Source organism: Streptomyces sp. Y20 (genome assembly GCF_043195475.1).
Classification (GTDB): Bacteria; Actinomycetota; Actinomycetes; order Streptomycetales; family Streptomycetaceae; genus Streptomyces.
Window position 1 is genome coordinate 985,142 of record NZ_JBIDDP010000001.1, and the last position, 25,957, is coordinate 1,011,098.

General features: G+C 72.9%; 26 protein-coding genes. 7 read left to right on the forward strand and 19 right to left on the reverse strand.

Translation table 11 applies throughout. The annotated features are described in order from the left end of the window. Positions 1-8: 8 nt before the first annotated feature. The 3 genes from ACGFT1_RS04260 to ACGFT1_RS04270 are packed head-to-tail and all read right to left on the reverse strand — an operon-like array spanning position 9 to position 3,614. Entirely contained in the window at positions 9-800 is a 792-nt protein-coding gene (locus ACGFT1_RS04260) for a 3-oxoacyl-ACP reductase (RefSeq protein ID WP_373907458.1), read from the reverse strand. Then, positions 797-2,206: an aldehyde dehydrogenase gene (locus ACGFT1_RS04265; RefSeq protein ID WP_373907459.1), complete on the reverse strand. Its 1,410-nt coding sequence runs from the start codon at positions 2,204-2,206 to the stop codon at positions 797-799. The genes ACGFT1_RS04260 and ACGFT1_RS04265 overlap by 4 nt, the downstream gene beginning before the upstream one ends. 49 nt (positions 2,207-2,255) lie before the next feature. Further along, complete coding sequence (locus ACGFT1_RS04270; RefSeq protein WP_373907460.1) at positions 2,256-3,614, reverse strand: glutamine synthetase family protein; 1,359 nt, start codon at positions 3,612-3,614, stop codon at positions 2,256-2,258. 94 nt (positions 3,615-3,708) lie between these two features. Between ACGFT1_RS04270 and ACGFT1_RS04275 the strand changes: the two genes are divergently transcribed. After that, the gene (locus ACGFT1_RS04275; RefSeq protein WP_373907461.1) at positions 3,709-4,461 is read left to right on the forward strand and encodes a FadR/GntR family transcriptional regulator; all 753 of its coding nucleotides are present in this window, start codon (positions 3,709-3,711) and stop codon (positions 4,459-4,461) included. A 73-nt stretch (positions 4,462-4,534) separates the two neighbouring features. Next, positions 4,535-5,224, forward strand: a complete 690-nt coding sequence (locus tag ACGFT1_RS04280) for a gamma-glutamyl-gamma-aminobutyrate hydrolase family protein (protein ID WP_373907462.1) — start codon at positions 4,535-4,537, stop codon at positions 5,222-5,224. Between the two features lie 171 nt (positions 5,225-5,395). Here ACGFT1_RS04280 and ACGFT1_RS04285 read toward each other — a convergent pair whose 3' ends face one another. Further along, positions 5,396-6,319: a LysR family transcriptional regulator gene (locus ACGFT1_RS04285; protein WP_373907463.1), complete on the reverse strand. Its 924-nt coding sequence runs from the start codon at positions 6,317-6,319 to the stop codon at positions 5,396-5,398. A gap of 70 nt (positions 6,320-6,389) precedes the next feature. Here ACGFT1_RS04285 and ACGFT1_RS04290 point away from each other — a divergent pair, with 70 nt between their 5' ends. After that, positions 6,390-7,547: a TDT family transporter gene (locus ACGFT1_RS04290; RefSeq protein WP_373907464.1), complete on the forward strand. Its 1,158-nt coding sequence runs from the start codon at positions 6,390-6,392 to the stop codon at positions 7,545-7,547. Here ACGFT1_RS04290 and ACGFT1_RS04295 read toward each other — a convergent pair. Further along, a complete protein-coding gene (locus tag ACGFT1_RS04295; protein WP_373907465.1) occupies positions 7,459-8,178 on the reverse strand; it encodes a helical backbone metal receptor in 720 nt (239 codons plus the stop codon). The genes ACGFT1_RS04290 and ACGFT1_RS04295 overlap by 89 nt on opposite strands. After that, complete coding sequence (locus ACGFT1_RS04300) at positions 8,179-8,751, reverse strand: cupin domain-containing protein (protein WP_356821650.1); 573 nt, start codon at positions 8,749-8,751, stop codon at positions 8,179-8,181. A gap of 351 nt (positions 8,752-9,102) precedes the next feature. On the opposite strand from ACGFT1_RS04300, the gene ACGFT1_RS04305 reads away from it, so the two are divergent. Further along, the gene (locus ACGFT1_RS04305) at positions 9,103-10,029 is read left to right on the forward strand and encodes a 5'-3' exonuclease H3TH domain-containing protein (RefSeq protein ID WP_373907466.1); all 927 of its coding nucleotides are present in this window, start codon (positions 9,103-9,105) and stop codon (positions 10,027-10,029) included. Positions 10,030-10,145: 116 nt separating this feature from the next. After that, positions 10,146-10,991, forward strand: coding sequence for a siderophore-interacting protein (locus ACGFT1_RS04310; RefSeq protein ID WP_373907467.1), 846 nt, complete (start codon positions 10,146-10,148; stop codon positions 10,989-10,991). 36 nt (positions 10,992-11,027) lie between these two features. On the opposite strand, the gene ACGFT1_RS04315 is transcribed toward ACGFT1_RS04310, so the two are convergent. After that, positions 11,028-11,615, reverse strand: a complete 588-nt coding sequence (locus ACGFT1_RS04315; protein WP_373907468.1) for a GNAT family N-acetyltransferase — start codon at positions 11,613-11,615, stop codon at positions 11,028-11,030. Between the two features lie 81 nt (positions 11,616-11,696). Between ACGFT1_RS04315 and ACGFT1_RS04320 the strand changes: the two genes are divergently transcribed. Beyond that, positions 11,697-12,680, forward strand: a complete 984-nt coding sequence (locus ACGFT1_RS04320) for a pseudouridine synthase (RefSeq protein ID WP_373907469.1) — start codon at positions 11,697-11,699, stop codon at positions 12,678-12,680. Positions 12,681-12,849: 169 nt separating this feature from the next. Here the strand turns inward: ACGFT1_RS04320 and ACGFT1_RS04325 are convergent, their stop codons facing one another. Both ACGFT1_RS04325 and ACGFT1_RS04330 read right to left on the reverse strand, forming a co-directional pair. Next, positions 12,850-13,560 carry a DUF4232 domain-containing protein gene (locus ACGFT1_RS04325; RefSeq protein WP_373907470.1) on the reverse strand — a complete coding sequence of 237 codons (711 nt, stop codon included), beginning with the start codon at positions 13,558-13,560 and terminating at the stop codon, positions 12,850-12,852. Positions 13,561-13,839: 279 nt separating this feature from the next. Next, a complete protein-coding gene (locus ACGFT1_RS04330) occupies positions 13,840-14,481 on the reverse strand; it encodes a TetR/AcrR family transcriptional regulator (RefSeq protein WP_373907471.1) in 642 nt (213 codons plus the stop codon). Between the two features lie 166 nt (positions 14,482-14,647). On the opposite strand from ACGFT1_RS04330, the gene ACGFT1_RS04335 reads away from it, so the two are divergent. Continuing rightward, the gene (locus ACGFT1_RS04335; RefSeq protein ID WP_373907472.1) at positions 14,648-15,610 is read left to right on the forward strand and encodes a zinc-dependent alcohol dehydrogenase family protein; all 963 of its coding nucleotides are present in this window, start codon (positions 14,648-14,650) and stop codon (positions 15,608-15,610) included. 267 nt (positions 15,611-15,877) lie between these two features. Here ACGFT1_RS04335 and ACGFT1_RS04340 read toward each other — a convergent pair whose 3' ends face one another. The 10 genes from ACGFT1_RS04340 to ACGFT1_RS04385 form a co-directional block, all read right to left on the reverse strand. After that, the gene (locus ACGFT1_RS04340; protein ID WP_373907473.1) at positions 15,878-17,368 is read right to left on the reverse strand and encodes a cytochrome P450; all 1,491 of its coding nucleotides are present in this window, start codon (positions 17,366-17,368) and stop codon (positions 15,878-15,880) included. A 45-nt stretch (positions 17,369-17,413) separates the two neighbouring features. Continuing rightward, positions 17,414-18,034: an ATP/GTP-binding protein gene (locus ACGFT1_RS04345; protein ID WP_373907474.1), complete on the reverse strand. Its 621-nt coding sequence runs from the start codon at positions 18,032-18,034 to the stop codon at positions 17,414-17,416. Then, positions 18,015-18,425, reverse strand: coding sequence for a DUF742 domain-containing protein (locus tag ACGFT1_RS04350; protein ID WP_373907475.1), 411 nt, complete (start codon positions 18,423-18,425; stop codon positions 18,015-18,017). The genes ACGFT1_RS04345 and ACGFT1_RS04350 overlap by 20 nt, the downstream gene beginning before the upstream one ends. Further along, positions 18,422-18,826 (reverse strand): roadblock/LC7 domain-containing protein, encoded by a 405-nt coding sequence (locus tag ACGFT1_RS04355; protein WP_356821672.1) that lies wholly within the window; start codon positions 18,824-18,826, stop codon positions 18,422-18,424. Before ACGFT1_RS04355 ends, ACGFT1_RS04350 begins: the two co-directional genes overlap by 4 nt. Continuing rightward, complete coding sequence (locus ACGFT1_RS04360) at positions 18,823-20,487, reverse strand: sensor histidine kinase (RefSeq protein ID WP_373907476.1); 1,665 nt, start codon at positions 20,485-20,487, stop codon at positions 18,823-18,825. Before ACGFT1_RS04360 ends, ACGFT1_RS04355 begins: the two co-directional genes overlap by 4 nt. Before the next feature lie 409 nt (positions 20,488-20,896). Next, positions 20,897-23,749, reverse strand: coding sequence for a DEAD/DEAH box helicase (locus ACGFT1_RS04365; RefSeq protein WP_373907477.1), 2,853 nt, complete (start codon positions 23,747-23,749; stop codon positions 20,897-20,899). Between the two features lie 89 nt (positions 23,750-23,838). Then, positions 23,839-24,783 (reverse strand): twin-arginine translocase subunit TatC, encoded by a 945-nt coding sequence (gene tatC, locus ACGFT1_RS04370; protein ID WP_373907478.1) that lies wholly within the window; start codon positions 24,781-24,783, stop codon positions 23,839-23,841. Positions 24,784-24,830: 47 nt separating this feature from the next. Further along, a complete protein-coding gene (tatA, locus tag ACGFT1_RS04375; RefSeq protein WP_356821679.1) occupies positions 24,831-25,118 on the reverse strand; it encodes a Sec-independent protein translocase subunit TatA in 288 nt (95 codons plus the stop codon). Between the two features lie 251 nt (positions 25,119-25,369). Then, a complete protein-coding gene (locus ACGFT1_RS04380; RefSeq protein WP_373907479.1) occupies positions 25,370-25,564 on the reverse strand; it encodes a hypothetical protein in 195 nt (64 codons plus the stop codon). Between the two features lie 42 nt (positions 25,565-25,606). After that, on the reverse strand, positions 25,607-25,867 hold the full coding sequence (locus tag ACGFT1_RS04385; protein ID WP_373907665.1) for a hypothetical protein: 261 nt from the start codon (positions 25,865-25,867) through the stop codon (positions 25,607-25,609). Positions 25,868-25,957 lie beyond the last annotated feature (90 nt).

Here is a 25,957-nt window from a genome sequence, read left to right on the forward strand (position 1 = left end):
CTTCGTCCCTACAGAGGGGTGACGTACGCGCCCGAGATGCCGCCGTCCACCAGGAAGTCGGTGGCGTTGACGAAGGAGGAGTCGTCGCTGGCCAGGAAGGCGACGGCGGCGGCGATCTCCTCCGCCTCGGCGAACCGGCCCACCGGGATGTGCACCAGGCGGCGCGCGGCCCGCTCGGGATCCTTGGCGAACAGCTCCCGGAGCAGCGGGGTGTTCACCGGTCCCGGGCACAGGGCGTTCACCCGGATGCCCTCGCGGGCGAACTGCACGCCCAGCTCGCGGGACATGGCGAGGACGCCGCCCTTGGAGGCCGTGTAGGAGATCTGCGAGGTGGCCGCTCCCATCCGCGCCACGAAGGACGCCGTGTTGATGATGGAGCCCTTCCCCTGGCGGCGCATGTAGGGCAGGGCTGCCTTGCAGCACAGGTAGACGGAGGTGAGGTTGACCTCCTGGACGCGTTTCCAGGCCTCCAGGCCGGTGTCCAGGATGGAGTCGTCGTCGGGCGGGGAGATGCCGGCGTTGTTGAAGGCGATGTCGACGCTGCCGTACGTGTCGTACGCCGTCCGGAAGAGCGTCTCGACCTGCTCGGGGTCGGTGACGTCGGTCTTCACGAAGAGCCCGCCCGTCCCGTCGGCGACGGCCGCGCCCCGGGCCTCGTCCACGTCGGCGCAGACGACGTGGGCACCCTCGGAGGCGAGCCGGCGGGCGGCGGCGAGTCCGATGCCGCTGCCGGCTCCGGTGACGACGGCGGTACGGCCGGCCAGGCGGCGGCAGACGGTGTCGGTGTGCTGAGCGGTCACAGTGCGGGGCCCTCCGTGCTGAGGAAGACGTTCTTGGTCTCGGTGAAGGCGGTCAGGGCGTCGGGGCCGAGTTCGCGGCCGAGGCCGGACTGTTTGAAGCCGCCGAACGGGGTCCAGTAGCGGACGCTGGAGTGGGAGTTGACGGACAGGTTGCCCGCGCGGACGGCCCTGGACAGGCGCAGGGCGCGGCCGAGGTCCCGGGTCCACAGGGACCCGGAGAGGCCGTAGGGGGTGTCGTTGGCGAGGTGGACGGCGTCCTCCTCGTCGGTGAAGGGCAGCAGGACGGCGACGGGGCCGAAGATCTCCTCGCGGGCGGCACGGCCGCCCGGCCGCTCGCCGGTGAGGACGGTCGGCGGGAACCAGAAGCCGGGGCCGTCAGGGGCGCTGCCGCGCAGCGCGGGGGCGTCCCCGGGGACGTAGGAGCGGACGCGGTCGAGTTGCCGCCGGGAGATCAGCGGGCCCATCCCGGTCCGCTCGTCGGCGGGGTCGCCCACCACGACGGCGGCCAGCGCGCCGGCGAGGAACTCGCGGGCCTCCTCGTACACCGGCTCCTGGACGAGGATGCGGGTACGGGCGCAGCAGTCCTGGCCGGAGTTGTCCAGGAAGGAGAACGGGTCGAGGGCGGCCTGGAGGTCGGCGTCGGCGAAGACGACGTTGGGGCTCTTGCCGCCCAGTTCCAGGGTGACCGGTTTGACCAGGCGGGCGCAGCGCTCCATGACCTCGCGGCCGGTGCGGGTGGAGCCGGTGAAGACGATCTTGGCGACGTCCGGGTGGTCCACCAGCGCGCGTCCTGCGGTGTGGCCGTGGCCGGGCAGCACCTGGAAGACGTGCTCGGGCAGGCCCGCCTCCAGGGCGAGCGCGGCGAGCCGGAGCGCGGTGAGCGGGGTGGTCTCGGCGGGCTTGAGGACGACCGCGTTGCCGGCGGCCAGGGCGGGGAAGGAACCCCAGGCGGCGATCGGCATGGGGAAGTTCCAGGGGGCGATCACGCCGATGACGCCCAGGGGTTCCTGGAAGGTGACGTTCCAGCCGCCGGGGACCGGGATCTGCCGGCCGAGCAGGCGTTCGGCGCCGCCGGCCGCGTAGAGGAGCAGATCGCGGGCGTTGCCGGCCTCCCAGCGGGCGTTGCCGATGGTGTGGCCGGCCTCCCGCACCTCCAGCCGGGCGAGTTCCTCGGTGTGGGTGTCGACGACGTCGGCGAAACGGCGGAGCAGGCGGGCCCGGTCGGCGGGGGCGAGGCCGGCCCACCCGGCCTGGGCGCGGCCGGCCCGTACGACGGCGGCGTGCACGTCCTCGGCGGTGGCCGCGGGGACGGTGGCGACGACTTCCTCGGTGGCGGGGTTGAGGATCTCCAGCTCGTGCGGGCCTGACGACTCGTGGGGGCCGGACGACTCGTGGGGGTCGGGCACGTGAGGACCTTTCACAGGCGGCGGCGCGTGACTGGCGTGCGGGGGCGGCTCACAGGCGTTCGAAGGAGCGGCGCAGCTCCCAGTCGGTGACCGCGGCGTCGAAGGCCGCCAGCTCCACGCGCGCCATGTTGCGGTAGTGGGCGACGACCTCGTCGCCGAAGGCGGCCCGGGCGATCGGGCTGTTCTCCCAGAGTTCGGCGGCCTCGCGCAGGGTGGTGGGGACGTGCGCGAAGCCGGCGGTGTAGGCGTTGCCGGCGCACGGTTCGGGGAGTTCCAGCTTCTGCTCGATGCCGTACAGACCGGCCGCGACCAGCCCCGCGACGGCGAGGTGGGGGTTGACGTCACCACCGGGCAGGCGGTTCTCGAAGCGCAGGGAACGGCCGCGGCCGACCACGCGCAGGGCGCAGGTGCGGTTGTCGTGCCCCCAGGCGACCGCGGTGGGGGCGAAGGAGCCCGGCTGGAACCGCTTGTAGGAGTTGATGTTGGGGGCGTAGAGAAGCGAGAAGTCGCGCAGGGCGGCGAGCTGTCCGGCGAGGAAGTACCGCATCACCTCGGACATCCCGTCCGGCCCGGCCATGGCGTTGTTCCCCTCGGCGTCCGCGAGCGAGAGGTGGATGTGGCAGGAGTTGCCCTCGCGCTCGTTGTACTTCGCCATGAAGGTGATCGACACCCCTTCCTGCGCGGCGATCTCCTTGGCGCCCGTCTTGTACAGGGCGTGCTGGTCGCAGGTGACGAGGGCCTCGTCGTAGCGGAAGACGATCTCGTGCTGGCCGGGGTTGCACTCGCCCTTGGCGGACTCCACGGTGAGGCCGGCGCCGGCCATGTCGTTGCGCAGGCGGCGCAGCAGGGGCTCGATGCGGCCGGTGCCGAGGATGGAGTAGTCGATGTTGTACTGGTTGGCCGGGGTCAGGCCGCGGTAGCCGGCGTCCCAGGCCCTCTCGTAGCTGTCCCGGAAGACGATGAACTCCAGCTCGGTGCCCGCCTGGGCGGTGTAGCCCAGTTCCGCGAGCTTCTCCAGCTGGCGGCGCAGGATCTGCCGTGGGGCGGCGGCGACCGGGGAGCCGTCCTCCCAGGCGAGGTCCGCGAGGAGCAGGGCGGTGCCCGGGTGCCAGGGGATGCGGCGCAGGGTGGCCGGGTCGGGGCGCAAGGCGAAATCGCCGTAGCCGCGCTCCCAGGAGGACATCGCGTAGCCGTCGACGGTGTTCATCTCGGTGTCGACGGCGAGCAGGTAGTCGCAGCCCTCGGTGCCGTGGTGCAGGACCTCGTCGAGGAAGAAGCGGGCGGCGAACCGCTTGCCCTGGAGGCGCCCTTGCATGTCGGGGAAGGCCAGGACGACAGTGTCGATCTCGCCGCCCGCGACGAGGGCGTGCAGTTCCTCGACGCTGAGCGGGGCTGTGCGGACTGCCACGGGAGAGCCTCCTTCGGCGCCATCGCGCTTTTCGGCCGGGCCGGGAACCATAAGGTATTGCTGAGAACCATTGCTTGGGAAGGGGGCACGGCGGGTGTCGCGGGAGACGGAACGGCAGGGGGCGGGTGCGCCCGGCACCGGCGACCGGCTCGCTCCGGTGCTGCGGCCGGTGCGGGCGGGCAACGGCTTCGAGGAGGCGCTCGAGCAGATCCTCCAGGTCGTCCGGCTCGGCCTGGTGCCGGACGGCGGGCGGCTGCCGGCCGAGCGGGAGCTGGCCGGGCGGCTGGGCATCAGCCGGGTGACGCTGCGCGAGGTGCTGAAGGTGCTCCAGGACCAGGGGCTGGTGGAGGCGCGGCGCGGGCGGTACGGCGGCACGTTCGTGCTGCCCCGCACGGACGCGGGCGGCGAGGACGCGTTGCGGCGGCGCGTCGCCGGGACCGACATCGAGGACGTGCTGCGGTTCCGGGAGGTGCTGGAGGTGGGGGCCGCCGGGCTGTGCGCGGCGCACGGGCTGACCGGTGAGCAGGCGGACCGGCTGCGGGCGGCGCTGGACCGCACCCGCGACGCGCCCCTGGCGGACTACCGCCGGGCGGACACGCTGCTGCACCTGACCCTGACCGAGCTGTGCGGCTCGCCGTCGCTGACGGCGCAGTACGCGGCGGTCCGGGCCACGGTGAACGACCTGCTGGACTGCATCCCGCTGCTGGTACGCAACCTGGAGCACTCCCAGCGGCAGCACACCGCGCTGGTGGAGGCGGTGCTGGACGGGGACGCCGACGGGGCGCGCGAGATGACGCGGGAGCATTGCGCGGGGACGGCGGCGCTGCTGCGGGGGTTCCTGGCGTGAGCCGGTTGTGTGATGGTACGCGGATCGACCTTTGACGGGTGAGCGTCTGGCGTCCCGGCGTGGGAGGGCTGGCATGACCGTACGACCGCTGATCGGTGTGAGCACGTATCTGGAGGCCGGGGCCCGCTGGGGCGTCTGGGAGCTGGAGGCGGCACTGCTGCCGGCCGCGTATCCCCGGCTCGTGCAGCGGGCCGGAGGGCTGGCGGTGATGCTGCCGCCGGACACACCCGGGCGGGCGCCGGCCGCGGTCGCCCGGCTCGACGGGCTGGTGATCGCGGGCGGGCCGGACGTCGACCCGTCGCGGTACGGCGCGGAGCGCTCGGCCCGTACGGGACCGCCCGCGCCGGAGCGGGACGCCTGGGAGCTGGCCCTGATCGGCGCGGCCCTGGCGGCGGGCGTGCCGGTGCTCGGCATCTGCCGGGGCATGCAGCTGCTGAACGTGGCCCTCGGCGGCACGCTGGTGCAGCACCTGGACGGGCACGCGGAACGGGTCGGCGTGTTCGGCGGGCACCCGGTGAAGCCGGTACCGGGGACGCTGTACGCCGGGATCGTCCCGGAGGAGCTGACCGTGCCGGCGTACCACCATCAGGCGGTGGAGCGGCTCGGGGCCGGTCTCGTGCCGTCGGCCTACGCGGCGGACGGGACGGTGGAGGCCGTCGAACTGCCGGTGGAGGGGGGTCGCTGGGTGCTGGGGGTGCAGTGGCATCCGGAGATGGGTGAGGACCTGCGGGTGATGCGGGGGTTGGTGGGGGCGGCGTCGTGAGTGCGGGTGGCTTGCCGGTGCGGCGTCGCGAGCGCGGATGTGTGGCCGGTGCGGCGCCGTGAGCGCGGCGTCGTGAGTGCGGGTGGTTTGCGGGTGCGGCGTCGTCGTGGCCGGTCGTGCAGTTCCCCGCGCCCCTTAGGGGGTTGCCGGGCCGTCGGTCGTCGGCGTGGGTCAGGTTCTGGTCAGGGTGAGGAGGTCTCGGGCCGGTCCTGTGGGGCGGTGGCCTGTGGGCCACACCGCTCGCAGGGCCCGGCGCAGGGAGATGTCCTGGACCGGGATGCCGACCAGCCGCCGGGTCGCCAGTTCCTCCCCCACCGCCAGTTCGCTCAGGACCGAGGGGCCCGCGCCGCTGACCGCGGACGCCTTCACCGCCGTGGTCGACGACAGTTCGATCAGCGGACGGGCCAGGCCCCCGAGGGCCGTGTCCAGGACCTGGCGGGTGCCGGAGCCGCGCTCGCGGAGGATGAGCGGGGTCGCGGCCAGTTCCCCCGCGGTCAGCGGGCGCCGGCGGCGGGCCCACGGGTGGCCGGGGGCCGTGACGACGATCAGGCGGTCGTGGGCGATCACCGCCGAGTCCAGGCCCGCCGGCGTCGTCAGGCCCTCCACGAAACCCAGGTCGGCCTCGCCGGCCAGCAGCAGTTCCGCGACCTTGGCGGAGTTCCCGGCGAGCAGCGAGACGGCCGTGTCGGGCCGCTGGGCGCGCAGGGCGAGGAGCCAGCCGGGCAGCAGGTACTCGGCGATGGTCATGCTCGCCGCGACCCTGAGGCGTGAGTCCCGGCGATCCCGCAGCGCCTGCGCCCCCGCGTCGAAGGCCGCCGCCGCCTCCACCACCCGGCGGGCCCAGTCGGTCACCAGGGCGCCCGCGTCGGTGAGCCGGGAGCCGCGCGGTGAGCGGTCGACCAGGGCCACCCCGAGCTGCCGTTCCATGGAGCGGATCCGGCTGCTGGCGGCGGGCTGGGTGATGCCGACCTCGCGGGCCGCCGCTCCCAGACTGCCCAGCCGCGCCACGGCGAGCAGCAGCTCCAGCGCGCCCAGGTCCGGCACCCGGTGCGCCAGCGATTCGGCGCGTGTCCGCCGCCCCTCCACCTCACTCATAAGACCAGCTTATGTCCTCATAGGACGGAACTCCCTGGTCAGGGGCGGCGGGTGACGGCACCGTGGACGCATGGTCACCGCAGCCCAGCCCCTGCCCCTGCCCCGCGCGGCCCGGTTCCGGCATCTCGGCCCGAACTGGTACGCCTGCGTCATGGGCACCGCGATCGTCGGCTCGGCCGGTGTCGCGCTGCCCGGGCCCGCGCACGGCCCGCACGGTGTCTTCGCGGCCGTCTGGGCGCTGTCCCTGCTCCTGCTGGTGGCCCTGCTGGCCGCCCGGGCGCTGCACTGGTCCCGCCATGGCGACCAGGCCCGCGCCCACCTCCTCGACCCGGCGACGGCTCCTTTCTACGGCTGTCCGGCGATGGCCCTGCTGGCGGTGGGCGGCGGCGCCCTGACGGCCGGGCGGGAGCTGATCGGCACACGCGCGGCGGTCGCCCTGGACACCGTGCTGTTCACCGCCGGTACGGTGACCGGGCTCGGGGCCGCCGTGGCCGTCCCGTACCTGATGGCCGTACGGCACCGCCCCGGGGCCGCCGAAGCCACGCCGGTGTGGCTGCTGCCGCTCGTCGCGCCCATGGTGTCCGCCGCGGCCGGCCCGCTGCTCGTGCCGCATCTGCCGCCGGGCCAGCCGCGCGAGACCCTGCTGCTGGGCTGCTTCGCGCTGTTCGGGCTGAGCCTGCTGGCCGTACTGCTGACGCTGCCGCTGGTCTTCGCCCGGCTGATCACGTCCGGGCCGCTGCCGCCCGCGCTCACCCCGGCCCTGTTCCTGGTCCTCGGCCCGCTCGGGCAGTCCACCACGGCCGTGGCACTGGTCGCGGACGCCGCGCCGGGGGTCGTCCCGGCCCCGTACGACCGTGGCCTCGCGGTCTTCGCCGTGCTGTACGGGGTGCCGGTCATGGGGTTCGCGCTGCTGTGGCTGGGGCTGTCGGTCGCGCTCGTGGTGCGGGCCCGGCGCGACGGCATGGGGTTCACGCTGACGTGGTGGGCGTTCACCTTCCCGGTGGGCACCTGCGTGACCGGTGCGGCGGCCCTCGCCCGGCACACCGGCCTCGCCGTGTACGGCGTCCTGGCCGCCGGCCTGTACGCCGCCTTGGTGGCGGCCTGGCTGGCGGCGGCCTGCGGCACCGTGCGCGGCCTGCTCAGCGGCGAGCTGCTCGCAGGGCCGCGGCCAGCACCCCCGGCGCCCGCGCCAGCGACGGCCCGTACCAGGTCAGGTGCCGTCCGCTGACCAGGGCGCAGGGCAGGCCGGGGAAGGCCTCCGGGCCGTCGTCGGCGGTGAAGCGGTAGGGCTCGTCGGGAAGGACGGCGAGGTCCGGGTCCGCCGCGCGCAGCTCGTGCAGCGGGACGCGGGGGTACCGCTCGGGGTGGGCGGCGTACACGTGGTCCACACCCAGGCGGGTGAGGACGTCACCGGCGAAGGTGTCCCGGCCGAGGACCGTCCAGGGGCGGCGCCAGACCGGTACGACCGCCGTCCTGCGCTCCGCCGGCTCCGGCAGGGCCGCCCAGGCCGCCTCCGCCTCGGCCAGCCAGGCCGGCCGCCCGGACGCGCCGCACGCGGTGAGCACCCGGTCCAGCTCGGTGAGGGCCTGCGGCACGGTGCGCACCTCGGTGACCAGCATCTCCAGCCCCGCCGCGCGCAGGGCGGCGAGGTCGGGGGCGCGGTTCTCCTCCTCGTTGGCGATCACCAGGTCGGGGGCCAGGGAGACGATCCGGTCCACGTCCGGGTTCTTTGTACCGCCGATCCGGGCGACGTCCAGGCCCGCCGGGCGGTCGCACCAGTCCGTGGCACCGGCCAGCACCCCGGGGAGCGTGACGGCGACCGCCTCCGTCAGCGACGGGACGAGCGAGACGACCCGCACCTAACGCGACCGGTCCTGGACGGCCTCGATGTGCTCGGCGACCGCCACCACGACGACCCGGGTGTCCGGGACCGTGGCCCGCCAGCGGTGCCGGACGCCGCCGGTCAGGTACAGGGTGTCGCCGCGCCCCAGGCGGTAGGCCCGTCCCTCGGCCTCGATCTCCACGGCGCCGTCGGCGACGTACATCAATTCGTCGTTGCGGTGCTGGAACTCGCGGCCGGCGTCGTGGTCGCCGGTGAACTCGGAGGCGTGCAGCTGGTGGTGTCCGCGCACCAGGGAGCGGGTCCGCGGGTCGAAGTCGCCCTCGGCGACCTGCTCGGCCCGCACCACGTCCACGCTGGCCGCCGGATCGGCCGCGGCGAGGAGTTCGACGGCCGTGGTGCGCAGGGCGTCGGCCAGCTTCTCCAGGGAGGTACGGCTCGGACGGGCCCGGTCGTTCTCGACCTGGCTGAGGAACGGCACCGACAGGCCGCTGCGCTCGGCCACGACGGCGAGGGTCAGTTCCAGCACGCGCCGGCGCCGCCGGACGGCCGCGCCCACCCGCACGGGCTGCTGCTCTTTGTGGTCGCCCATCGCTCCGGCTCCCTCCCTCACTCGTCGTGCCGCTGCCCGGGTGCCCGCCCGGGGGCACACCTCTCCCGATGACTTCTCTGCACCCTACGCATGTTCGGCAAACCGTTTCACGTGCGGTCACATCCCTGACATGCCGGTGACCCTCCGACCTCACCTTTCACGCCAGCATCGCAGGCACCGCGACCACCCGGGAATCCGGCCCCGGCGGCGCGGGAACACGCCGACCAGCTGGGCCGCGCGCCCTCGCACGGACCACCACTCGTCACCGCCCGTGATTGTCCTGATCTTTTCCGTGAGCGGGGGCACCACCGGAGCCGGGTCGCCGTCGGTGCCGTACGGCATGATGCGAACGTGACCGGACGACTCATGCTCCTCGACACCGCCTCGCTGTACTTCCGCGCCTACTTCGGCGTCCCGGACTCCGTGCGGGCGCCGGACGGCACACCCGTCAACGCCGTGCGCGGGCTGCTCGACTTCATCGACCGGCTGGTCCGCGACCACCGGCCGGAGCGGCTCGTGGCCTGCATGGACGCCGACTGGCGGCCGCAGTGGCGGGTCGACCTCATCCCCACCTACAAAGCGCACCGGGTCGCCGCGGAGCGCGCGGACGCGCCGGACGAGGAGGAGGTGCCCGACACGCTCGCCCCGCAGGTGCCGGTCATCGAGGACGTGCTGGACGCGATCGGGATCGCGCGCGTCGGGGTCGCCGGGTACGAGGCCGACGACGTGATCGGCACGTTCACCGCCCGTGCCGGTGAGCCGGTGGACATCGTCACGGGCGACCGGGATCTGTACCAGCTGGTGGACGACGGGCGCGGGATCCGGGTGCTGTACCCGCTGAAGGGCGTCGGCACGCTCCAGCTGACCGACGCGGCGGCGCTGCGCGAGAAGTACGGCGTCGACGGCCGGGGATACGCGGATCTGGCGCTGCTGCGCGGTGACCCGAGCGACGGCCTGCCGGGCGTGGCGGGCATCGGCGAGAAGACGGCCGCCAAGCTGCTCGCCGAGTTCGGCGACCTGGCCGGGATCATGGCGGCGGTCGACGATCCCCGGGCGCGGCTCACGCCGTCGCAGCGCAGGCGGCTCACCGAGGCCCGGCCGTACGTCGCGGTCGCGCCGAAGGTGGTGCGGGTGGCCGACGACGTGCCGCTGCCGGACGTCGACACCGTCCTGCCGCGCGCCCCGCGTGACCCGGCGGCCCTGGAGGAGCTGGCGCGGCGGTGGGGACTCGGCGGCTCCCTCCAGCGGCTGCTGACCACGCTGGCGGAGCGGCCTTGACGGGGACCTGACTGGAATATTCCGGCAAAGGGCCTTCACCGAGCCCCGGGGAAAGGGGTGTTCACGGAGAGCGAGTGTTAACTTAGGTTTACCTAACCAATATGCAGGAGGCCGTGATGGCAGAACGTCCCGGACGAAAGCCGCGCAAGCCCCATACCGCCCAGGTGGTGCGGACCGAACGACTGACCCCGCACATGCAGCGGGTGGTGCTCGGCGGCGAGGGCCTCGCCGGATTCCCCGCGGACACCTGCACCGACCACTATGTGAAGCTGCTGTTCGGCGCCCCCGGCGTCACCTACCCGGAGCCCTTCGACGTGGAACGGATCCGCGCCGAGTTCCCGCGCGAGCAGTGGCCGGTGACCCGGACGTACACGGTGCGCGCCTGGAACCCCGAACAGCGGGAACTGACCCTCGACTTCGTGATCCACGGTGACGAGGGTCTGGCCGGGCCCTGGGCCGCCCGCGCGCGTCCCGGCGAGACCGTGCGTTTCATGGGCCCCGGTGGCGCCTACGCGCCCGACCCCGAGGCCGGCTGGCATCTGTTCGCCGGCGACGAGAGCGCCCTGCCCGCCATCGCCCGCGCCATGGAGACACTGCCCGCCGGCACCCGTGCGCACGCCTTCGTCGAGGTGTCCGGGCCCGAGGAGGAGCAGAAGATCGACACCGAGGTGCCGGTCGTCTGGCTGCACCGCGGGGACCGGCCGGTCGGCGAGGCCCTGCTGGAGGCCGTACGGGGACTCCGGTTCCCCGAGGGCCGGCCGCAGGCGTTCGTGCACGGGGAGGCGGGGTTCGTCAAGGAACTGCGCCGGCTGCTCCGCGTCGAACGGGAGCTTCCGCGCGAGGATCTGTCGATCTCCGGTTACTGGCGCCTCGGCCACGACGAGGACGGCTGGCAGGCCTCCAAGCGGGAGTGGAACGCCCGCATCGAGGCCGAGCAGGAGGGCGCGGCGACGGCGGCCTGAGCAGGACCGGCAGGCGCGGCGGGGCCGCCGGCCCCGTCAGGCGCCGTCGCCCCGCACGCGTGCGTGCAGGTGCATGTCGTGCCAGCCGTCCGGGTGCAGCAGGGCGCTGCGCTTGGTGCCCTCCACGGTGAAGCCGGCCTTGACGGCGACGCGGCAGGACGCCTCGTTGGCGAGGGCGTGGGTCAGCTCCAGGCGGTGGAACCCGATCTCCTCGAAGGCCCAGTCGGCCAGCGCGGACGTGGCACGCGGGGCGACGCCCCGGCCGCGGGCCCGCGCCACCGTCCAGTACGCGACCTCGGCGACGCCGTCCCCGAGCAGGATCTGGCGCAGCGCGACCCGGCCCAGCAGCTCGTCGGTGATCTCGTCCGCGACGGCCCACTGGGCGTCCTGCTCGGCCTCCCACCCCTTGCGCCACCGCGTGATCCAGTCGGCGGCCTCCTCGGCCGAGTCGGAGGACCTGATGTGCCACTGGTGCATCAGCGGATCCTGGAAGGCCGCGTGCACGGCGGGCGCGTCCTCGGCCCGCCAGGGGCGCAGGACCAGGCCGTCACCGGCCGCGAGAACGGGCTGGGGGATGCGGGAGAGCGCGCCGGGGAACAGGACCGGGCTGCTGAGGTACGGCATGATCCCATCCTGCCGATCCTGTGGCCGGTGGCCCACTCATTTACGGCCGCCGCCCGGATGACGGCCGTTAACCTTGACCCGGTGAGACGCCGTACGCCGCCCCCGCCCGCCCCGCTCCCCCAGCGCCACGGTGTCGACCCCGTACGGGTGCGGCTGCCCGTGGACGGGACGTGGGCGACCGTGCGGGAGCACCTGGTGGAGCGGCTCACCGGCGCCGGGCCCGGGGTCGTCGCCTCGATGTTCGACGCGGGGCTGGTGGTCGGCGCCGACGGACGGCCCGTGTCCCCCGAGGCGCCCTACCGACCGGGGATGTTCGTGTGGTTCCACCGCGAGCTGCCCGCGGAGGTGCCGGTGCCGTTCCCGGTGGAGGTGGTCCACCGGGACGAGCACATCGTGGTGGCCGACAAGCCGCACTTCCTGGCCACGACCCCGCGCGGCTCGCATGTCGCCGAGACCGCGCTGGCCCGGCTCCGGCGCGAGCTGGACCTCCCGCAGCTGACGGCGGCGCACCGCCTGGACCGGCTCACCGCGGGGCTGGTGCTGTTCACCGTGCGGCCCGCGGAGCGGGGCGCCTACCAGACGCTGTTCCGGGACCGGCTGGTGCGCAAGGAGTACGAGGCGGTCGCGCGGTACGATCCCGCGCTCGTCCTGCCCCGCACCGTGCGCAGCAGGATCGTGAAGGAGCGCGGGGTGCCGGCCGCCCGGGAGGTGGCGGGCGAACCGAACGCCGAGACGCGGGTGGAGCTCGCCGGCCACCGGGACGGGCTGGGCCGCTACCGGCTCCTTCCGGCAACCGGGCAGACCCACCAGCTGCGGGTGCATCTGAGCGCCCTCGGCGTGCCGGTCCTCGGCGATCCGCTCTACCCCGAGGTGAGCGGCCCCGTACCGGCCGGCGACTTCCGCCGCCCGCTGCAACTGCTGGCGCGCAGGATGGAGTTCACCGACCCGGTCACCGGCACGGAGCACACGTTCGTCACCGGACGCGTACTCCGGGCCTGGACGTCGTACGACGAGTGGGCCGCCGGGGACCAGGCTCTGCCCGGCGGTTCATGGACGGGGCCATAAGCGGATCACTGTGTGGGGACAGTGCGGTGGAGGACGTGGGCCCGTTCGTCGAAACGGGTGGCGACAGGCCGCCGGGAGCGCCGTCCATCTCGGGCGGCCCGCTGGTGCGGACCGGGATCGGCTCCCCGCCGCTCTTCCACAGGCGGACGGCGACCTGGCCGATCGGCCGTCAGAAGTCGTACGGCTTGCGGGTGTTCCAGTTCAGGACGTCCGCCTCGTTCCAGCTGAACCGCGGCTTCCGGCCCTTGGTGCCGACGGAGTAGAAGGGGCCGATGTGACCGTCCGCGCCGCGCAGCGCGATGGCGAACGACCGCGCCGTGCGGTGCTTCGAGCCGTAGTCGAAAAGGTTCACCGCGCTGTATGCCTTGCCTCCGGGCCGGAGCGTGATGTGCTTGTCGCCGCCCGGGTTGTCCTTCTTCGAGTGCGGCAGTGCGGCGCCGTCGACGTCCCCACCGAGCTTCACGGCCGGGTACGAGGTGACCCAGCATGGCTCGGTGCCCTCGTTCGACGCGGTGACCAGCAGGTGGTCGCCCTGCTGACCGGCGAACCGGTGCACCGCGGTGACCAGCATCTCGTCTCCGCGGCACTGCTGGGCGCCGGCCGTCGCGACCTTGCTCGCGACCCTGTCCGTCCCGGCCGAGAGGGTCGCCGGGCGCGCCCCCTCCTTGGGGCCACCACCGCTGTCGGCCCGCTCCGCGCTGCCCTTGCCGTCCCCGTCGGTCGAGGACCGGCTCTGCGCGGTACCGGCGGTGTGACCGCCGCCCGCCGCCTTCGAGCCCTCGTCGGCGCCACCGCAGGCCGTCAGGCCCAGCGCCAGCGCGGCGGTGACGGCGGCCAGGGCGGCGGAACGGGCGGTACGGCGGGTGCGGTGCGTGGTCATGATGAGAACTCCCCCAGGTCTGTCAGGACGCGGCACCTCCCCTGCTCCCGCGGGGCGTCCGGCCGCATCGACTGTTCGCTGCACCCCAGGAGATGACGCCGGGACGGGCGTCGTTCATCAGGGTCTGTCCGCATTCGGTAACAAGCAACCGGGCGCACCCGAGCCGGTGTTCATCCGCGCCGCTCCGGAGCCGACAGCGACGCGGCGAGCCCTTTCCGGCCCGGCTGAAGACAGGGGTCCGGCAAGGTCGTCGGCCGGGACGGACGTGCGGGTGACGGATCACGGCGTGCTGGGCGAGTGCGTCAGCCGCAGGCGCGGTGCCGGCGGCAGCGGCGCAGGCGCTCCGGGTTCCGGTGCGCGGAACGCCTCGATCACGTACGCGGCGAAGCGGCGGGAGGCCGTGGCCCGGACGGCACGCGGAGTGCCCTGGAGGCCCTGGTGGGCCATGAGCATGAGGATCAGGTCGTCGACGACGAAGCCGGGGCGCAGCCGGCCGGTCTCCTGGGCGCGGCGGGCCAGTTCACCGACCGCGCGCAGAGTCTGCTCCCGGTCGGCGGCGAAGTCCATGGCCTCGGGGAAGGCCGCCATGAAGGCGTCGGCGAATCCCCGGCTGTGCGCGTGGAGTTCGCAGATCCGCTCGATCAGGCTCCGGAATCCGTGCCACGGGTCCGGGTCCGCGAGGGCGTCGCGGACGGCGGCACGGCAGGCTCGGCGCTGCTCGGCGAAGGTCTGCGCGATCAGTGCCTGCTTGGTCGGGAAGTGCCGGTACAGCGTGGCGGGGCCGACGCCGGCATGCCGTGCGATCTCTCGCATGGGCGCACTCAGGCCCTCTTCGCCGAACACCGCGCGGGCGGCGTCCAGGATGCGGGCCCGGTTGTCGCGGGCGTCGGAGCGCACGGTCCGAGGCAAATGGCTGGGCATCGTTTCTCACTTTAGCCAAGCGGACGGGGGCGTTCGTTACGGTCCGGTGGCGGTGCCGCCCTCAAGTCCCGGCACTCCGCCGGTGATGCCCCGGCTGTGGGGACCGCTCGGCGCCCACGGCCGCAGCGACTGCGGTGCGTCCCCTCCACCGACCCGAGGAGCAGAGATGAGAGCCGTCGTGATCAGGACGTTCGGAGACCCCGATGGCCTGGAGGTCGTCGATGTGCCCGCGCCCGTTCCCGCCCCGGGGCAGGTGCGGATCGCGACGGAGGCGATCGGGGTGGGCGGCGTGGACGCCGTGATCCGCCGGGGAACCCTCGCCGCCTACGGCTTCCGGGAGGGGCATCTCCTCGGCAGCGAGGTCGCGGGACGGGTCACCGCGGTGGGAGAGGGCGTGGACGCCTCGTGGATCGGACGGAAGGTCTGGGCGTTCACCGGCCTGTCCGGTGGGTATGCCGAGCAGGCCGTCGCCGCGGTCGAGGACGTCCTCGCGCTGCCCGACGGACTGACCGGCGCGGACGCGGTGACTCTCGGCGGCTCCGGCGTGGTCGCCCATTTCGCCCTGGACCGGGCCCGGCTCACGCCCGGTGAGACGGTGCTCGTGCGCGGTGCGGCGGGCAGCATCGGGATCACGGCGGTCCAGCTCGCGGCCAGGGACGGCGCGGGCGCGGTGGCGGTCACGACCTCGTCGGCGGAGCGTGGCGCCCGCCTGCGGGAGCTGGGCGCGACCCATGTCCTCGACCGCTGCGGCGAGGGCGGCCCGGACGCGCCGGCGGGCTTCGACGTGGTGATCGATGTCGTGGCAGGACCCCGGCTTCCTCTTTTCCTGGACAAGTTGAACCCCGACGGACGGTATGTGACCGTCGGTGTGGCCGGTGGGCAGCCGCCGGCAGACTTCGGCATGCGACTGATGGACGCCTTCCGCAGGTCGTTGTCGTTCACCGTTTTCAGCTCTGACACCGTGCCCGGCCCCGACCGGCAGGCCGTACGGTCCTCCCAGTTCGCCGATGCCGCGCACGGGGACCTGCGCACGGTCGTGCACGCGGTGCTGCCTCTGGACCAGGCGGTGCCGGCCCACCGCGCGATGGACGCGGGGGAGGTCTTCGGCAGGGTCGTGCTGGCGCCCTGAGCCGGGCGGAGGAAGGCGTACGCGGCCCCGTAGGAATGGCGGCCGCTCACGTCGCGGCCGACGCCCGGCGCCGAGGGTCACCCGCCGGGCGGGGCAAGTGCGGAGCGCGCCCGCAGACCGCTGTCTCGTCCGGCATCAGGACGCACCCCCGGGCGAGCCCCGCGTGACGGTCCTCCGGATGGCCGTGAGCCACCTTCCGGCCTCAGCACGAGGTCACCCGGCGGTCCCGGGCCAGGGAGGGCGGGCCCGCCCCGGGAGGCCGGTGTGTCACTCGCCGCGCCACCAGACCAGCAGGCGGCGCCAGACGCCCGGGGCGCGGGACGGTTCCGCGGGCGCGGGGAGCGGGGCCGGGGTCCGGGGCGGGCCGGGGGGCGCCGTCCGGGGTGCGGCGGCCGGGGCCGGGTCGCTGCTCAGCGTGCCGACCTGCCAGGCGGAGCGCTGCGGCGGGACGGCCACCGGCCGGGGCGGCATCTCCACATCCTGCTGCGGCTTGGGTTCGAACCGCACCGGCAGGGCCACCAGGTGCCGCGAGGCGATGGACGAACGCCAGCGCAGCTCCTCCTCCGCGCAGTCCAGCTGGATGTCGGACAGCCGCGTCAGCAGAGCGTCGACGCCGACGTCGGCGATGGCACGGCCGATGTCCTGGCCGGGGCACTCGTGCGGACCGCCGCCGAAGGCGAGGTGGGACCGGTTGCCCTGCATGCCGGCGGACAGATCCGGGCGGATCCGCGGATCGAGATTGCCCGGCGCGGGAGCGAACAGCAGCCCGTCGCCCTTGCTGATGCGCCGGCCCCCCAGCTCGGTGTCCTGCTTGGCGTAGTAGGCGAAGACGGTGCTGAACGGCGGCTCGTCCCACAGTGACTGCTCGATCGCCTCCGGCACCGTCATCTGGCCGCCGTTGAGCTGGGCGCGGAAGCCCGGCTCGGTCAGGACCATGCGCAGCGCGTTGGCGAGGAGGTTCGCCGTGGCCTCGTAGGCCGCGAAGAGCACGAGCCGCAGGTGTTCGCGGACCTCGTCGTCGGTGAGTCCGGCCGGGTGGGCGATGAGGTGACTGGTGAAGTCGTCCTCGGGCAGGGCGCGGCGCCGGGTGGTGAGCCGGCTGAGCGCGCTCATGACGTACCCATGGCTCTGGATGGCGGTCTCGGTGCCCTTGAGGGCGTCCCGCGCGGCCTGCACCATCCGGTCGTCGTACTCCTCGGGCATGCCGAGGATCTCGCACATGACGGCCATCGGCAGGTGCTCGGCGAACTGGGAGACCAGGTCGGCACGGCCGCGCTCGCAGAAGCCGTTGACGAGGGCCTGGGTGTGGCGGCCGATGTGGCGGCGGACGCTGCGGTGGTCGATGGTGGCCATGGCCGCGGTGACCGCCGCGCGCAGCCGCTGGTGCTCGTCCCCCTCGGCGTGGGAGCAGATGGGCTGCCACGCGATGTGCGGCATGAGGGGGTGGTCGGGCTTGACCGTGCCCTCCAGCAGCGGGGTCCAGACGCGGCTGTCCCGGGTGTACTGCGAGGGACTGCGCACCAGTTGCAGATTCTCGGCGTGCCCGAGCACCACCCACATCGGTACGTCGTCGGGGAGCAGCACGGGGGCCACCGGGCCGTGCTGTTCGCGCAGGCGCTCGTAGAGGCTGCCGAGGTCCTCGGCGTCGGGCCCGTAGAGCCGGTGCGGCCCCCCGGGGCCGGGGCCGTGCGCCGGGCAGCCCGGCGGCGGGCCGGACGCGGGGTCGGTGCCGGTCAGGGATGGGGATTCAGACGTCACGGTGTCGCTCCGGAACGGATGGTGGGGGATCGGTCGGGCAGCGGGTCAGGTGCGGGCGCCGGAGAGGGCGATGGAGTGCAGGAAGCGCATGAGGGTCATCAGCACGTCTTTGCTGGAGGCCCGGCGGCGCACGTCGCAGTCGATGATCGGGACGGCCGGTGCCAGGTCCAGCGCGGCACGCAGGTCCTCGACCGGGTAACGGGGGGCGTCCGGGAAGGTGTTGACGGCGACGACGAAGGGCACGCCGCGCTCCTCCAGCCGGCCCATCACATCGAAGCTGACCTCCAGGCGCCGGGTGTCGACCAGCACGACCGCGCCGAGGGCGCCTTCGAACAGGCCGTTCCACAGGAACCAGAAGCGCTCCTGGCCGGGGGTGCCGAAGAGGTAGAGCACCAACTGGTCGGTGACGCTGATCCGGCCGAAGTCCATGGCCACCGTGGTGGCCGTCTTGGAGTCGGAGCCGTAGTTGTCGTCCACACCGATACCGGCCTGGGTCATGGTCTCCTCGGTGGTCAGCGGCCTGATGTCGCTGACGGAGCCGACCATGGTGGTCTTGCCGACACCGAAGCCGCCCACGATCACGATCTTCACCGCGGCCTGGGCCGTGTGCGGCAGATGGTCCTCGGTGCGCGGACCGGGGACCGTCTCAGAGCCGTTGAAGTCCATGCATCACCGCTTCGAGGAGTGAGCGGTCGGGGACCGACCGCCGGACGATGGGGGCGCGCGCCTGCACCAGCTCCGCCCCGATCAGCTCGGTGATCAGTACGGTCATCGCGCTGAACGGCAGCTGGAGATAGGCCGAGACTTCGGCCACGGACAGCGGGGCGACGCAGAGCCGGAGCACGGCCGCCTCCTCCGGCGAGGCGGACGGTTGCGGCGAGGAGCGCGCCACCACCAGGGTCACCAGGTCGAGTTCGGCGCGGGCGCCGTCGGCTGATCCCGCGATGGTGTACAGCCGCTCGGGATTCCTGGGCGGTTCCTGGCCGCCGGCCGGCTGGGGTGACGGCGGGGGCGCCACCGGCTGCGGCTGGCGCCGTTTGCGTCGTGGAGGCGTCATACGGCCTGCCCGTTGCGCCGGGGTGGGCTGGTCAGATGGGCTCCGATCCGGACGACGAGGTCACGCATCATGCCGCTCATCCGCCCGGGTTCGCAGGTCACGTCGGCGAGCACGGCGAGGTAGGCGTTGGCGCCCGCGTTCATGAGGTAGAAGTAACCGCCGTCGATCTCGAAGACGACGACCTTCATGTCACCGGCGCCGGGGATCTCCTGGATGATGGCACCGGCCAGGCTCTGGACGCCCGCGCAGGCGGCGGCCACCCGGTCCGCGGCGTCGGGGTCGCCGCCGTAGCGGGCGATGCGCAGTCCGTCGGCGGAGAGGACCACGATCATCTCGATACCCGGCACACCGTCGTTCAGCTGCTTGAGCATCCAGTCCAGGTTCGCGCGCTGCTGGATCACTTGGGGTTCCCCTCGTCGTCGGCCTCGGTGGCGCCCTCGCCGGGATCGGCCGAATCGTTGAGCAGATGCAGGTACTTGGTGGGGTTGAGCGTGAAGTCGGTCAGTTCCGAGGCGGTGGCGTCCGCGGGCATGCCCTTGCGCAGGCCGTCCCAGAACGCCTCCATCCACATGCCCGGCGGCCGGTCCATGAGCTTCTTGCGCTCGGGATCGATCTCCGGCTCGGGTTCCGGCCTCCTCTGGGACCAGATGGTCGGCCTGCCCTCGCGCTCGGCGCGCTCGATGGCGGCCTGCTCGGCGATCCGCTGGCCGATCGGGGTCTTGACCCGGCTGCGGCGCTGCGGCAGACCGCCGGCGGTCCACTCGGTGACCTCCGGGACGTCGTCCTCCATGGAGATGCCCGCGGGGATCTTGGGGCTGGTGGGGCGGCGCTTCTTGGGCGGCCGCTTGGGGCCCTCGACGGCGCCGAGTTCGGGCTTGGGGATGCCGGTGGCGCCGATGCCGTGCGCGGCGCCTACGCCGGGCTCGGTGGTCGTCATCACCCGCGGCACGATGAGGATCGCGCGGACGCCGCCGTAGGCGGAGGAGCGCAGCGAGACCTCCATGTCGAACTGCTTGCAGAGACGCCCGACGACGGCGAGGCCGAGGCGCGGGTTCTCACCGAGGTTGTCGGCGTCGTCGTTGTTCTTGGCGTCCTCGATGGCCTGCTCGATACGGGCGCGGGACTCCTCACTGAGGCTGACGCCCGCGTCCTCGATCTCGATGACGACACCGGACTGCACCTCGGAGGCGGTGACGTGCACCTTGGTCGAGGGCGGCGAGTAGCGGGTGGCGTTGTCGAGGAGTTCGGCGGCGGCGTGGAGGACCGGTTCGACCGCGGTGCCCTTGATGTTGATGTTGACGATGGAGCTGAGTTCGATCCGGCGGTACTCCAGGATGCGGGACATGGCACCGCGCAACACGCTGTAGAGGGAGACCGGCAGGGGCCACTGACGGCCGGGCCGGCCGCCGCCGAGCACCGAGATGGTGTCGGCGAGGCGGCCGATCAGCGAGGTGCCGTGGTCGATGCGCAGCAGGTCGTCGAAGACCTCGGGGTTGCGGCCGTGGTCCTCCTCCATCTCGCGGAGCTCCTTGGCCTGCTGGTGGACGATGGCCTGGACGCGGCGGGCGATGCTCACGAAAGAGCGCTCCGTGGCATCGCGCATCGAGATCTCGTGGTCGGCGCCGCGCCAGGCCACGCGCACCAGTTCGCGGTAGCCCTCGGGCAGGCCGCGCAGGTCGGGGTCCGCGTCGTAGACGTTGCTGACGGTGTCCCGGAGCGCCTCGCCGCGGCGCAGCCGGTAGAAACCGGTGGGCAGGATGTCGGTGGTGATGCGGTCGATCAGCGCGTTGTGGGCGGCGATCCGCTGTTCCAGATACGCGGCGTGCCGGGCGTGTTCGGCCTGCGTCTCGCGGAGGCGGCGGCCACGCCGGACGGCCTCCCCGGCCGCGCCGAGGACCAGCAGAACGGCCAGCGTTCCGCACACGCCGACGGCGAGCCGGGCCGTGGGCGGTACCAGGGCGACGGCGGCCCCGGCGGCTGCGGCCATCGCTATGGCCGGCGCCAACAGCACGCGCGCACAGGGACGTTCACGGCCGCCGGGAGGCTTCTGAACACTCACCATGGATGCCTTCCGAGATGAGTCGGCTGGGTGTCGGGGGGTCTTGCGGAGGGAAGGTTCACGGACGATCGGGATCTGTTTCGCACAAGGGGAACAGGCGCGCGAATTACCTCAAGTCGGTGCGCCTCGGGCGAGCTTAGTCCGACCGGATCATCGCCGTGCCCTCTTCGGCAAGCATCTGAAATCGCCCCCGCAACAGGAGTACGCTCGAAGTCTTTTACACATTGTGCTGTTGTTCGAACACTCTTCGTAGTGGCGAACGGGCATGCGAATGCCGCTCACCGTGAAGGGTGAGCCCGAGGCGTGAGCCGCTCCCCCGGAGCCGTGCGCCGGCCGGCGTCCTACCGCGCCTGGGCGGGTGCGGGAGCCCGCGCGCCCGGCCGCGGCGCGCCCCCGCCCGCCGGACGGCGGGTCACCCCACCGACGAGTAGGCCACCACGCCGCGCAGCAACTGGTCCACCGCCTTGCGCGCGTTCTTCGCCACGGTCGACCCCTCCCTGGGCGCCGCCGCCGAGATCTGCCCCAGCACGTCGATGACCTGCTTGCACCACCGCACGAAGTCACCGGCCGGCATGTCCGCCTCGCGCAGCACCTCGTCGAGCCCGTTGCCCGTCGCCCACATGTACGCCGCCCAGGCGAACCCCAGGTCCGGCTCCCGCTGGCCGACCCCCTCGGTCTGGCTGATCCGGAACTCCTCCTCGAGGGCGTCGAGCCGTCCCCAGATCCGCACCATGTCACCGAGCGCGGCCTTCGCCCCGCCCGACGGCAGCTTCGGCGCCAGCGCGTCGTCGCCCGTCCGGGACTCGTACACCAACGCCGAGACACAGGCGGCGAGTTCGGCGGGGCCGAGGCCCTCCCAGACGCGCTCGCGCAGGCACTCACTGGCCAGCAGGTCCAGTTCGCCGTAGAGCCGGGCCAGCCGCTTGCCATGCTCGGTGACCTCGTCACCGCGCAGGTAGTCCAGCTCGGTCAGCAGCGCCACGATCCGGTCGAAGGTCCGCGCGATCGTGTTCGTACGGCCCTCGATCCGCCGCTCCAGCTGCGAGGTGTCGCGCAGCAGCCGGTGGTAGCGCTCGGCCCAGCGGGCATGGTCCTCACGGTCGCCGCAGCCGTGGCAGGGGTGCGCGCGGATCGCCGTGCGCAGCCGTGCGATCTCGCGGTCGTCGGCGGCCTGCGACCGCTGCTTGCGCGCCCGCTCCGGCGGGATGTGCCCCGCCTTGGTGCGCAGCGCGGACGCGAGGTCCCGTCGGGACTGCGGCGAGCGGGGGTTGAAGGACTTCGGGATCCGCATCCGGTCCAGCGGCTCGACCGGTACCGGGAAGTCCATCGAGGCCAGCCGCTTGACCTGCCGTTCCGCGGTCAGCACCAGCGGGCGCGGACCGTCCTGGTGCTCGAAGCCGCGATGGCCGTCGGCCCGGCCGGCGGGCAGGCCGGGGTCGAGCACCAGGGCCAGACCGGCGTACTTGCCCGTCGGCACGTGGATGACATCGCCGGCCCTGAGCTTCTCCAGGGCGACGGCGGCCTCGGCGCGGCGCTGGCTGGCGCCCTGCCGGGCCAGTTCCGTCTCCCGGTCCTTCAGTTCGCGGCGCAGCCGCGCGTACTCCTCGAAGTCGCCGAGGTGGCAGGTCATGGAGGCCTTGTAGCCCTCCAGGCCCTCCTCGTTGCGCTGCACCTGGCGGGAGATGCCGACGACCGACTTGTCGGCCTGGAACTGCGCGAAGGATGTCTCCAGCAGTTCGCGCGAGCGGTGCCGGCCGAACTGCTCGACCAGGTTGACCGCCATGTTGTACGACGGCTTGAAGCTGGAGCGCAGCGGGTAGGTGCGGGTGCCCGCGAGACCGGCGAGGTGCTCGGGGCTGCTGCCGCGCTGCCACAGGACGACCGCGTGGCCCTCCACGTCGATGCCGCGCCGGCCGGCCCGGCCCGTCAGCTGGGTGTACTCGCCGGGCGTGATGTCGGCGTGCTGCTCGCCGTTCCACTTGACGAGCTTCTCCAGCACGACCGAGCGGGCGGGCATGTTGATGCCGAGCGCCAGGGTCTCGGTGGCGAACACGGCCTTCACCAGGCCGCGCACGAACAGCTCCTCCACGACCTCCTTGAAGGTCGGCAGCATGCCCGCGTGGTGGGCGGCGATGCCCCGCTCCAGCCCTTCGAGCCACTCGTAATAGCCGAGGACGTGCAGGTCCTCCGGCGGGATCGAGGCGGTGCGCTCCGCGACCAGGGCGCGGACCCGCTCGCGCGCGTCCTCGTCGTTTAGTCGGAGGCCGGCGTGCAGGCACTGCTGGACGGCGGCCTCGCAGGCGGCGCGGCTGAAGATGAAGGTGATGGCCGGGAGCAGGCCCTCGGAGTCCAGGCGCTCGATGACCTCGGGGCGGCTCGGCGTCCACACGCGCGAACGCTGCCGGCGCTCCCGCTCGCGATCGGCCTCGCGCATCGAGCGGCCGCGCCTGCGGTCCTGGAAGGACGGCCGCTGCGCCTCCATCCGGGCGAGGCGGGCGAGGTCGGGGTTGACGGCCTTCTTGTGGCCCTCGCCCTCCTCGAACAGGTCGTACATCCGGCGTCCGGCGAGGACGTGCTGGAACAGCGGTACGGGCCGGTGCTCGGAGACGATCACCTCGGTGTCGCCTCGGACGGTGTCCAGCCAGTCACCGAACTCCTCGGCGTTGGACACGGTGGCGGAGAGCGAGACCAGGGTCACCGACTCGGGGAGATGGATGATCACTTCCTCCCAGACGGCGCCCCGGAAGCGGTCGGAGAGGTAGTGCACCTCGTCCATGACCACGTGGCCGAGACCGAGGAGGGTCTGCGAGCCGGCGTACAGCATGTTGCGCAGCACCTCGGTGGTCATCACGACCACCGGGGCGTCGGAGTTCACGCTGTTGTCGCCGGTGAGCAGGCCCACCTTCGCGGCGCCGTACCGCCGGCACAGGTCGGCGTACTTCTGGTTCGACAGGGCCTTGATGGGCGTCGTGTAGAAGCACTTCTTGCCCTGCTGGAGGGCGAGGTGGACGGCGAACTCGCCCACGATCGTCTTGCCCGAGCCGGTGGGCGCGGCGACCAGTACACCCTTCCCCGCTTCGAGTGCCTGGCAGGCCTCGATCTGGAAGGGGTCGAGGCCGAAGTCGTACATCTCGCGGAAGGAGGCGAGCGCGGTGGCCTGCTCGGCAGCCCGCCTGCGGGCTGCCGCGTACCGCTCGGCCGGTGAGAGGTCCTCTGTCATCGTGCTTTCGAGCGTACCGGGCCCCACTGACAACAGGACGATCATTATCCGGAACGTGGGCTGATCGGCAAAGACGGATGCCCCCGCCCCCGGAGGGCTCCGGGGGCGGGGGCATCGCGCGTGGTGGGAGGGGCTCAGGTCACGTCGTCGTAGCCGTTGACCCGGTCGGTGCTCGCCTGCTCGGGCAGTGCCCGGGCCGCCGGGACGGGCTCGACGGCGCCGATGTCCTCGGGCGTGAGGTCCAGTTCGGACGCCTCGTCGTCGCCCGGGCCATCGGCCTCGCGGCGGGCCCGGCGCCGGTCGTTGAGCAGCGCGATGGCCACGGCGATGAAGTACAGCGCCCAGATCGGCGCCGCCAGCGCCAGCATCGTCATCGGGTCGGGGCTGGGCGTGGCCACGGCCGCGAAGGCGGTGATGCCGACGACCATGGCGCGCCACCAGCCCAGCATGCGCCGCCCGGACAGCACCCCGGTGAGATTGAGCATGACCAGCAGCAGCGGCATCTCGAAGGCGAGGCCGAAGACGACGATCATGCGGGTGATGAGGTCCAGCAGGTCGTCCAGCGGCAACAGGTTCTCAGCGCCCGCCGGCGTGAGCTCGATCATGAACTTCGCCGTGGTGGGCAGCAAGTGGAACGCGAGGTAGCCGCCGCCGAGGAAGAGCGGGAAACCGAAGCAGACGAACGCGTAGGCGTACTTCTTCTCGCCGCGGTGCAGACCCGGCGCGACGAACGCCCACAGCTGGTACAGCCAGACCGGCGACGCGAGCACGATGCCGGACATGAGGGAAACCTTCAGGGCCAGGTTGAACGCGCCCAGCAGGCCACTGACGGTGATATGCGCACAGCGGACGTTCTTGGCGTCGGCCAGTTCCCCGAAGGACTGGTGGCAGCCGATCTCGTCCAGCATCGGCCGGGTGATGACCTCGATGATGTCCCGATAGAAGAAGGCCGAGACGATCGTGACGGCGAGGATCGCCAGGACACCCTTCGCGAGCCGGTTGCGCAGCTCGCGCAAGTGATCCGCGAGCGGCATCCGCCCCTCGGGATCCCTCTCCTTTTTGCGGGCAGGCTTGAGCAACCCACATCCTCATCTCGTGCAGTGGACCGGATGCCCCGGTCCTCGCGTCAGCGCTTGGTCGTGTCCGTCGGTTCGGTGACCGGGCGGGAGCTGGTCACGTCACCGGGGGCGGCCTGGATCGTGCGCTGAGCCGGAGCGGGCTCCTCGGCGGTGGACTGGGCGGTGCCCTCGGGCTGCTTGCCGTCGTCCTTCATCGCCTTGGCCTCGCTCTTGAGGATGCGCGCGGACTTGCCGAGCGAGCGCGCCATGTCCGGGAGCTTCTTGGAGCCGAACACCAGGACGATCACCAGAACGAGGAGCAGCAGGTGCCACGGCTCAAGTCCGTTGCGGAACATAAATCTTCACCTTCTCACCGAGGCGGGCACGTCCGACAGGTCGGACACTTGTCCGGACGTCATGCTGGCTGCGATCGTAACGCCTGGGGATGAACGCGGGACAATCCCCCGGCGTACTCCTGCTTCGCGGACCGCGCCTCGTCATCGGGCCGCTACCAGCACCAGCAGCGTACCTGGCCGGGTGGGCGGGGTGACAGAGCCGAGTGACCGACACCGCACCGACGGGGCGGGACCCACCGCACCCGGCGCGGCTACAGCGTGTCCACGGCTCGGGCGGCGTTCACGGCCGCCCGTTCCAGGTCCTCCGCGGCCCTGGTGATACGGCGTCCGGAATCGGCGACCTGCCGCCCGAGGCGCCGAGCCTCCAGGAACACCCGGACGGCGAACACCCCAAGGACGGCGAGACCCAGGAACCCCATGGCTACCGCGAACATCGGCCAGAACATGACGCCGAGACTAGTCCGTCCGCCGGGGCGGATCCCAGCCGGCTACACCGTGGAGTGCAGCCGCAGGGTCCGGACGCCGCCGCCGGTGAGCAGCTCGACGATCCGCTCCCCCGCGGGCTTGCGGACCGGGGTGCCGCAGTCGGGACAGGTGAAGGAGTAGAACGTCGTCCGGCTGGTGGCGCCGATGGCCAGGCGCAGCGCGCTCGCGGCGAGCTCGAAACGGCCCCGGCAGTCCGGGCAGCCGGCCCGGAAGACCACCGGGACCGCTCCGCGCATCCCGGCGAAGGCCGAAGCCGCCGTCATCTCACCCGCACCGGACACCGGGGACTCGCTCACAGCCCACGCTCCTCTTCCTCTGGTCGCTCCGGGCCGTCCGCCGCCGGGGCGCACGGC

Coding starts and splice junctions, on each gene's coding strand:
- ACGFT1_RS04280 (WP_373907462.1), top strand. CDS start 4,535: ATGACCGTACGACCGCTGATCGGTGTGAGCACGTATCTGGAGGCCGGG.
- ACGFT1_RS04285 (WP_373907463.1), bottom strand. CDS start 6,319: ATGAGTGAGGTGGAGGGGCGGCGGACACGCGCCGAATCGCTGGCGCAC.
- ACGFT1_RS04290 (WP_373907464.1), top strand. CDS start 6,390: ATGGTCACCGCAGCCCAGCCCCTGCCCCTGCCCCGCGCGGCCCGGTTC.
- ACGFT1_RS04300 (WP_356821650.1), bottom strand. CDS start 8,751: ATGGGCGACCACAAAGAGCAGCAGCCCGTGCGGGTGGGCGCGGCCGTC.
- ACGFT1_RS04310 (WP_373907467.1), top strand. CDS start 10,146: ATGGCAGAACGTCCCGGACGAAAGCCGCGCAAGCCCCATACCGCCCAG.
- ACGFT1_RS04315 (WP_373907468.1), bottom strand. CDS start 11,615: ATGCCGTACCTCAGCAGCCCGGTCCTGTTCCCCGGCGCGCTCTCCCGC.
- ACGFT1_RS04325 (WP_373907470.1), bottom strand. CDS start 13,560: ATGACCACGCACCGCACCCGCCGTACCGCCCGTTCCGCCGCCCTGGCC.
- ACGFT1_RS04330 (WP_373907471.1), bottom strand. CDS start 14,481: ATGCCCAGCCATTTGCCTCGGACCGTGCGCTCCGACGCCCGCGACAAC.
- ACGFT1_RS04335 (WP_373907472.1), top strand. CDS start 14,648: ATGAGAGCCGTCGTGATCAGGACGTTCGGAGACCCCGATGGCCTGGAG.
- ACGFT1_RS04345 (WP_373907474.1), bottom strand. CDS start 18,034: ATGGACTTCAACGGCTCTGAGACGGTCCCCGGTCCGCGCACCGAGGAC.
- ACGFT1_RS04350 (WP_373907475.1), bottom strand. CDS start 18,425: ATGACGCCTCCACGACGCAAACGGCGCCAGCCGCAGCCGGTGGCGCCC.
- ACGFT1_RS04360 (WP_373907476.1), bottom strand. CDS start 20,487: ATGGTGAGTGTTCAGAAGCCTCCCGGCGGCCGTGAACGTCCCTGTGCG.
- ACGFT1_RS04365 (WP_373907477.1), bottom strand. CDS start 23,749: ATGATCGTCCTGTTGTCAGTGGGGCCCGGTACGCTCGAAAGCACGATG.
- tatA (WP_356821679.1), bottom strand. CDS start 25,118: ATGTTCCGCAACGGACTTGAGCCGTGGCACCTGCTGCTCCTCGTTCTG.
- ACGFT1_RS04380 (WP_373907479.1), bottom strand. CDS start 25,564: ATGTTCTGGCCGATGTTCGCGGTAGCCATGGGGTTCCTGGGTCTCGCC.
- ACGFT1_RS04385 (WP_373907665.1), bottom strand. CDS start 25,867: ATGACGGCGGCTTCGGCCTTCGCCGGGATGCGCGGAGCGGTCCCGGTG.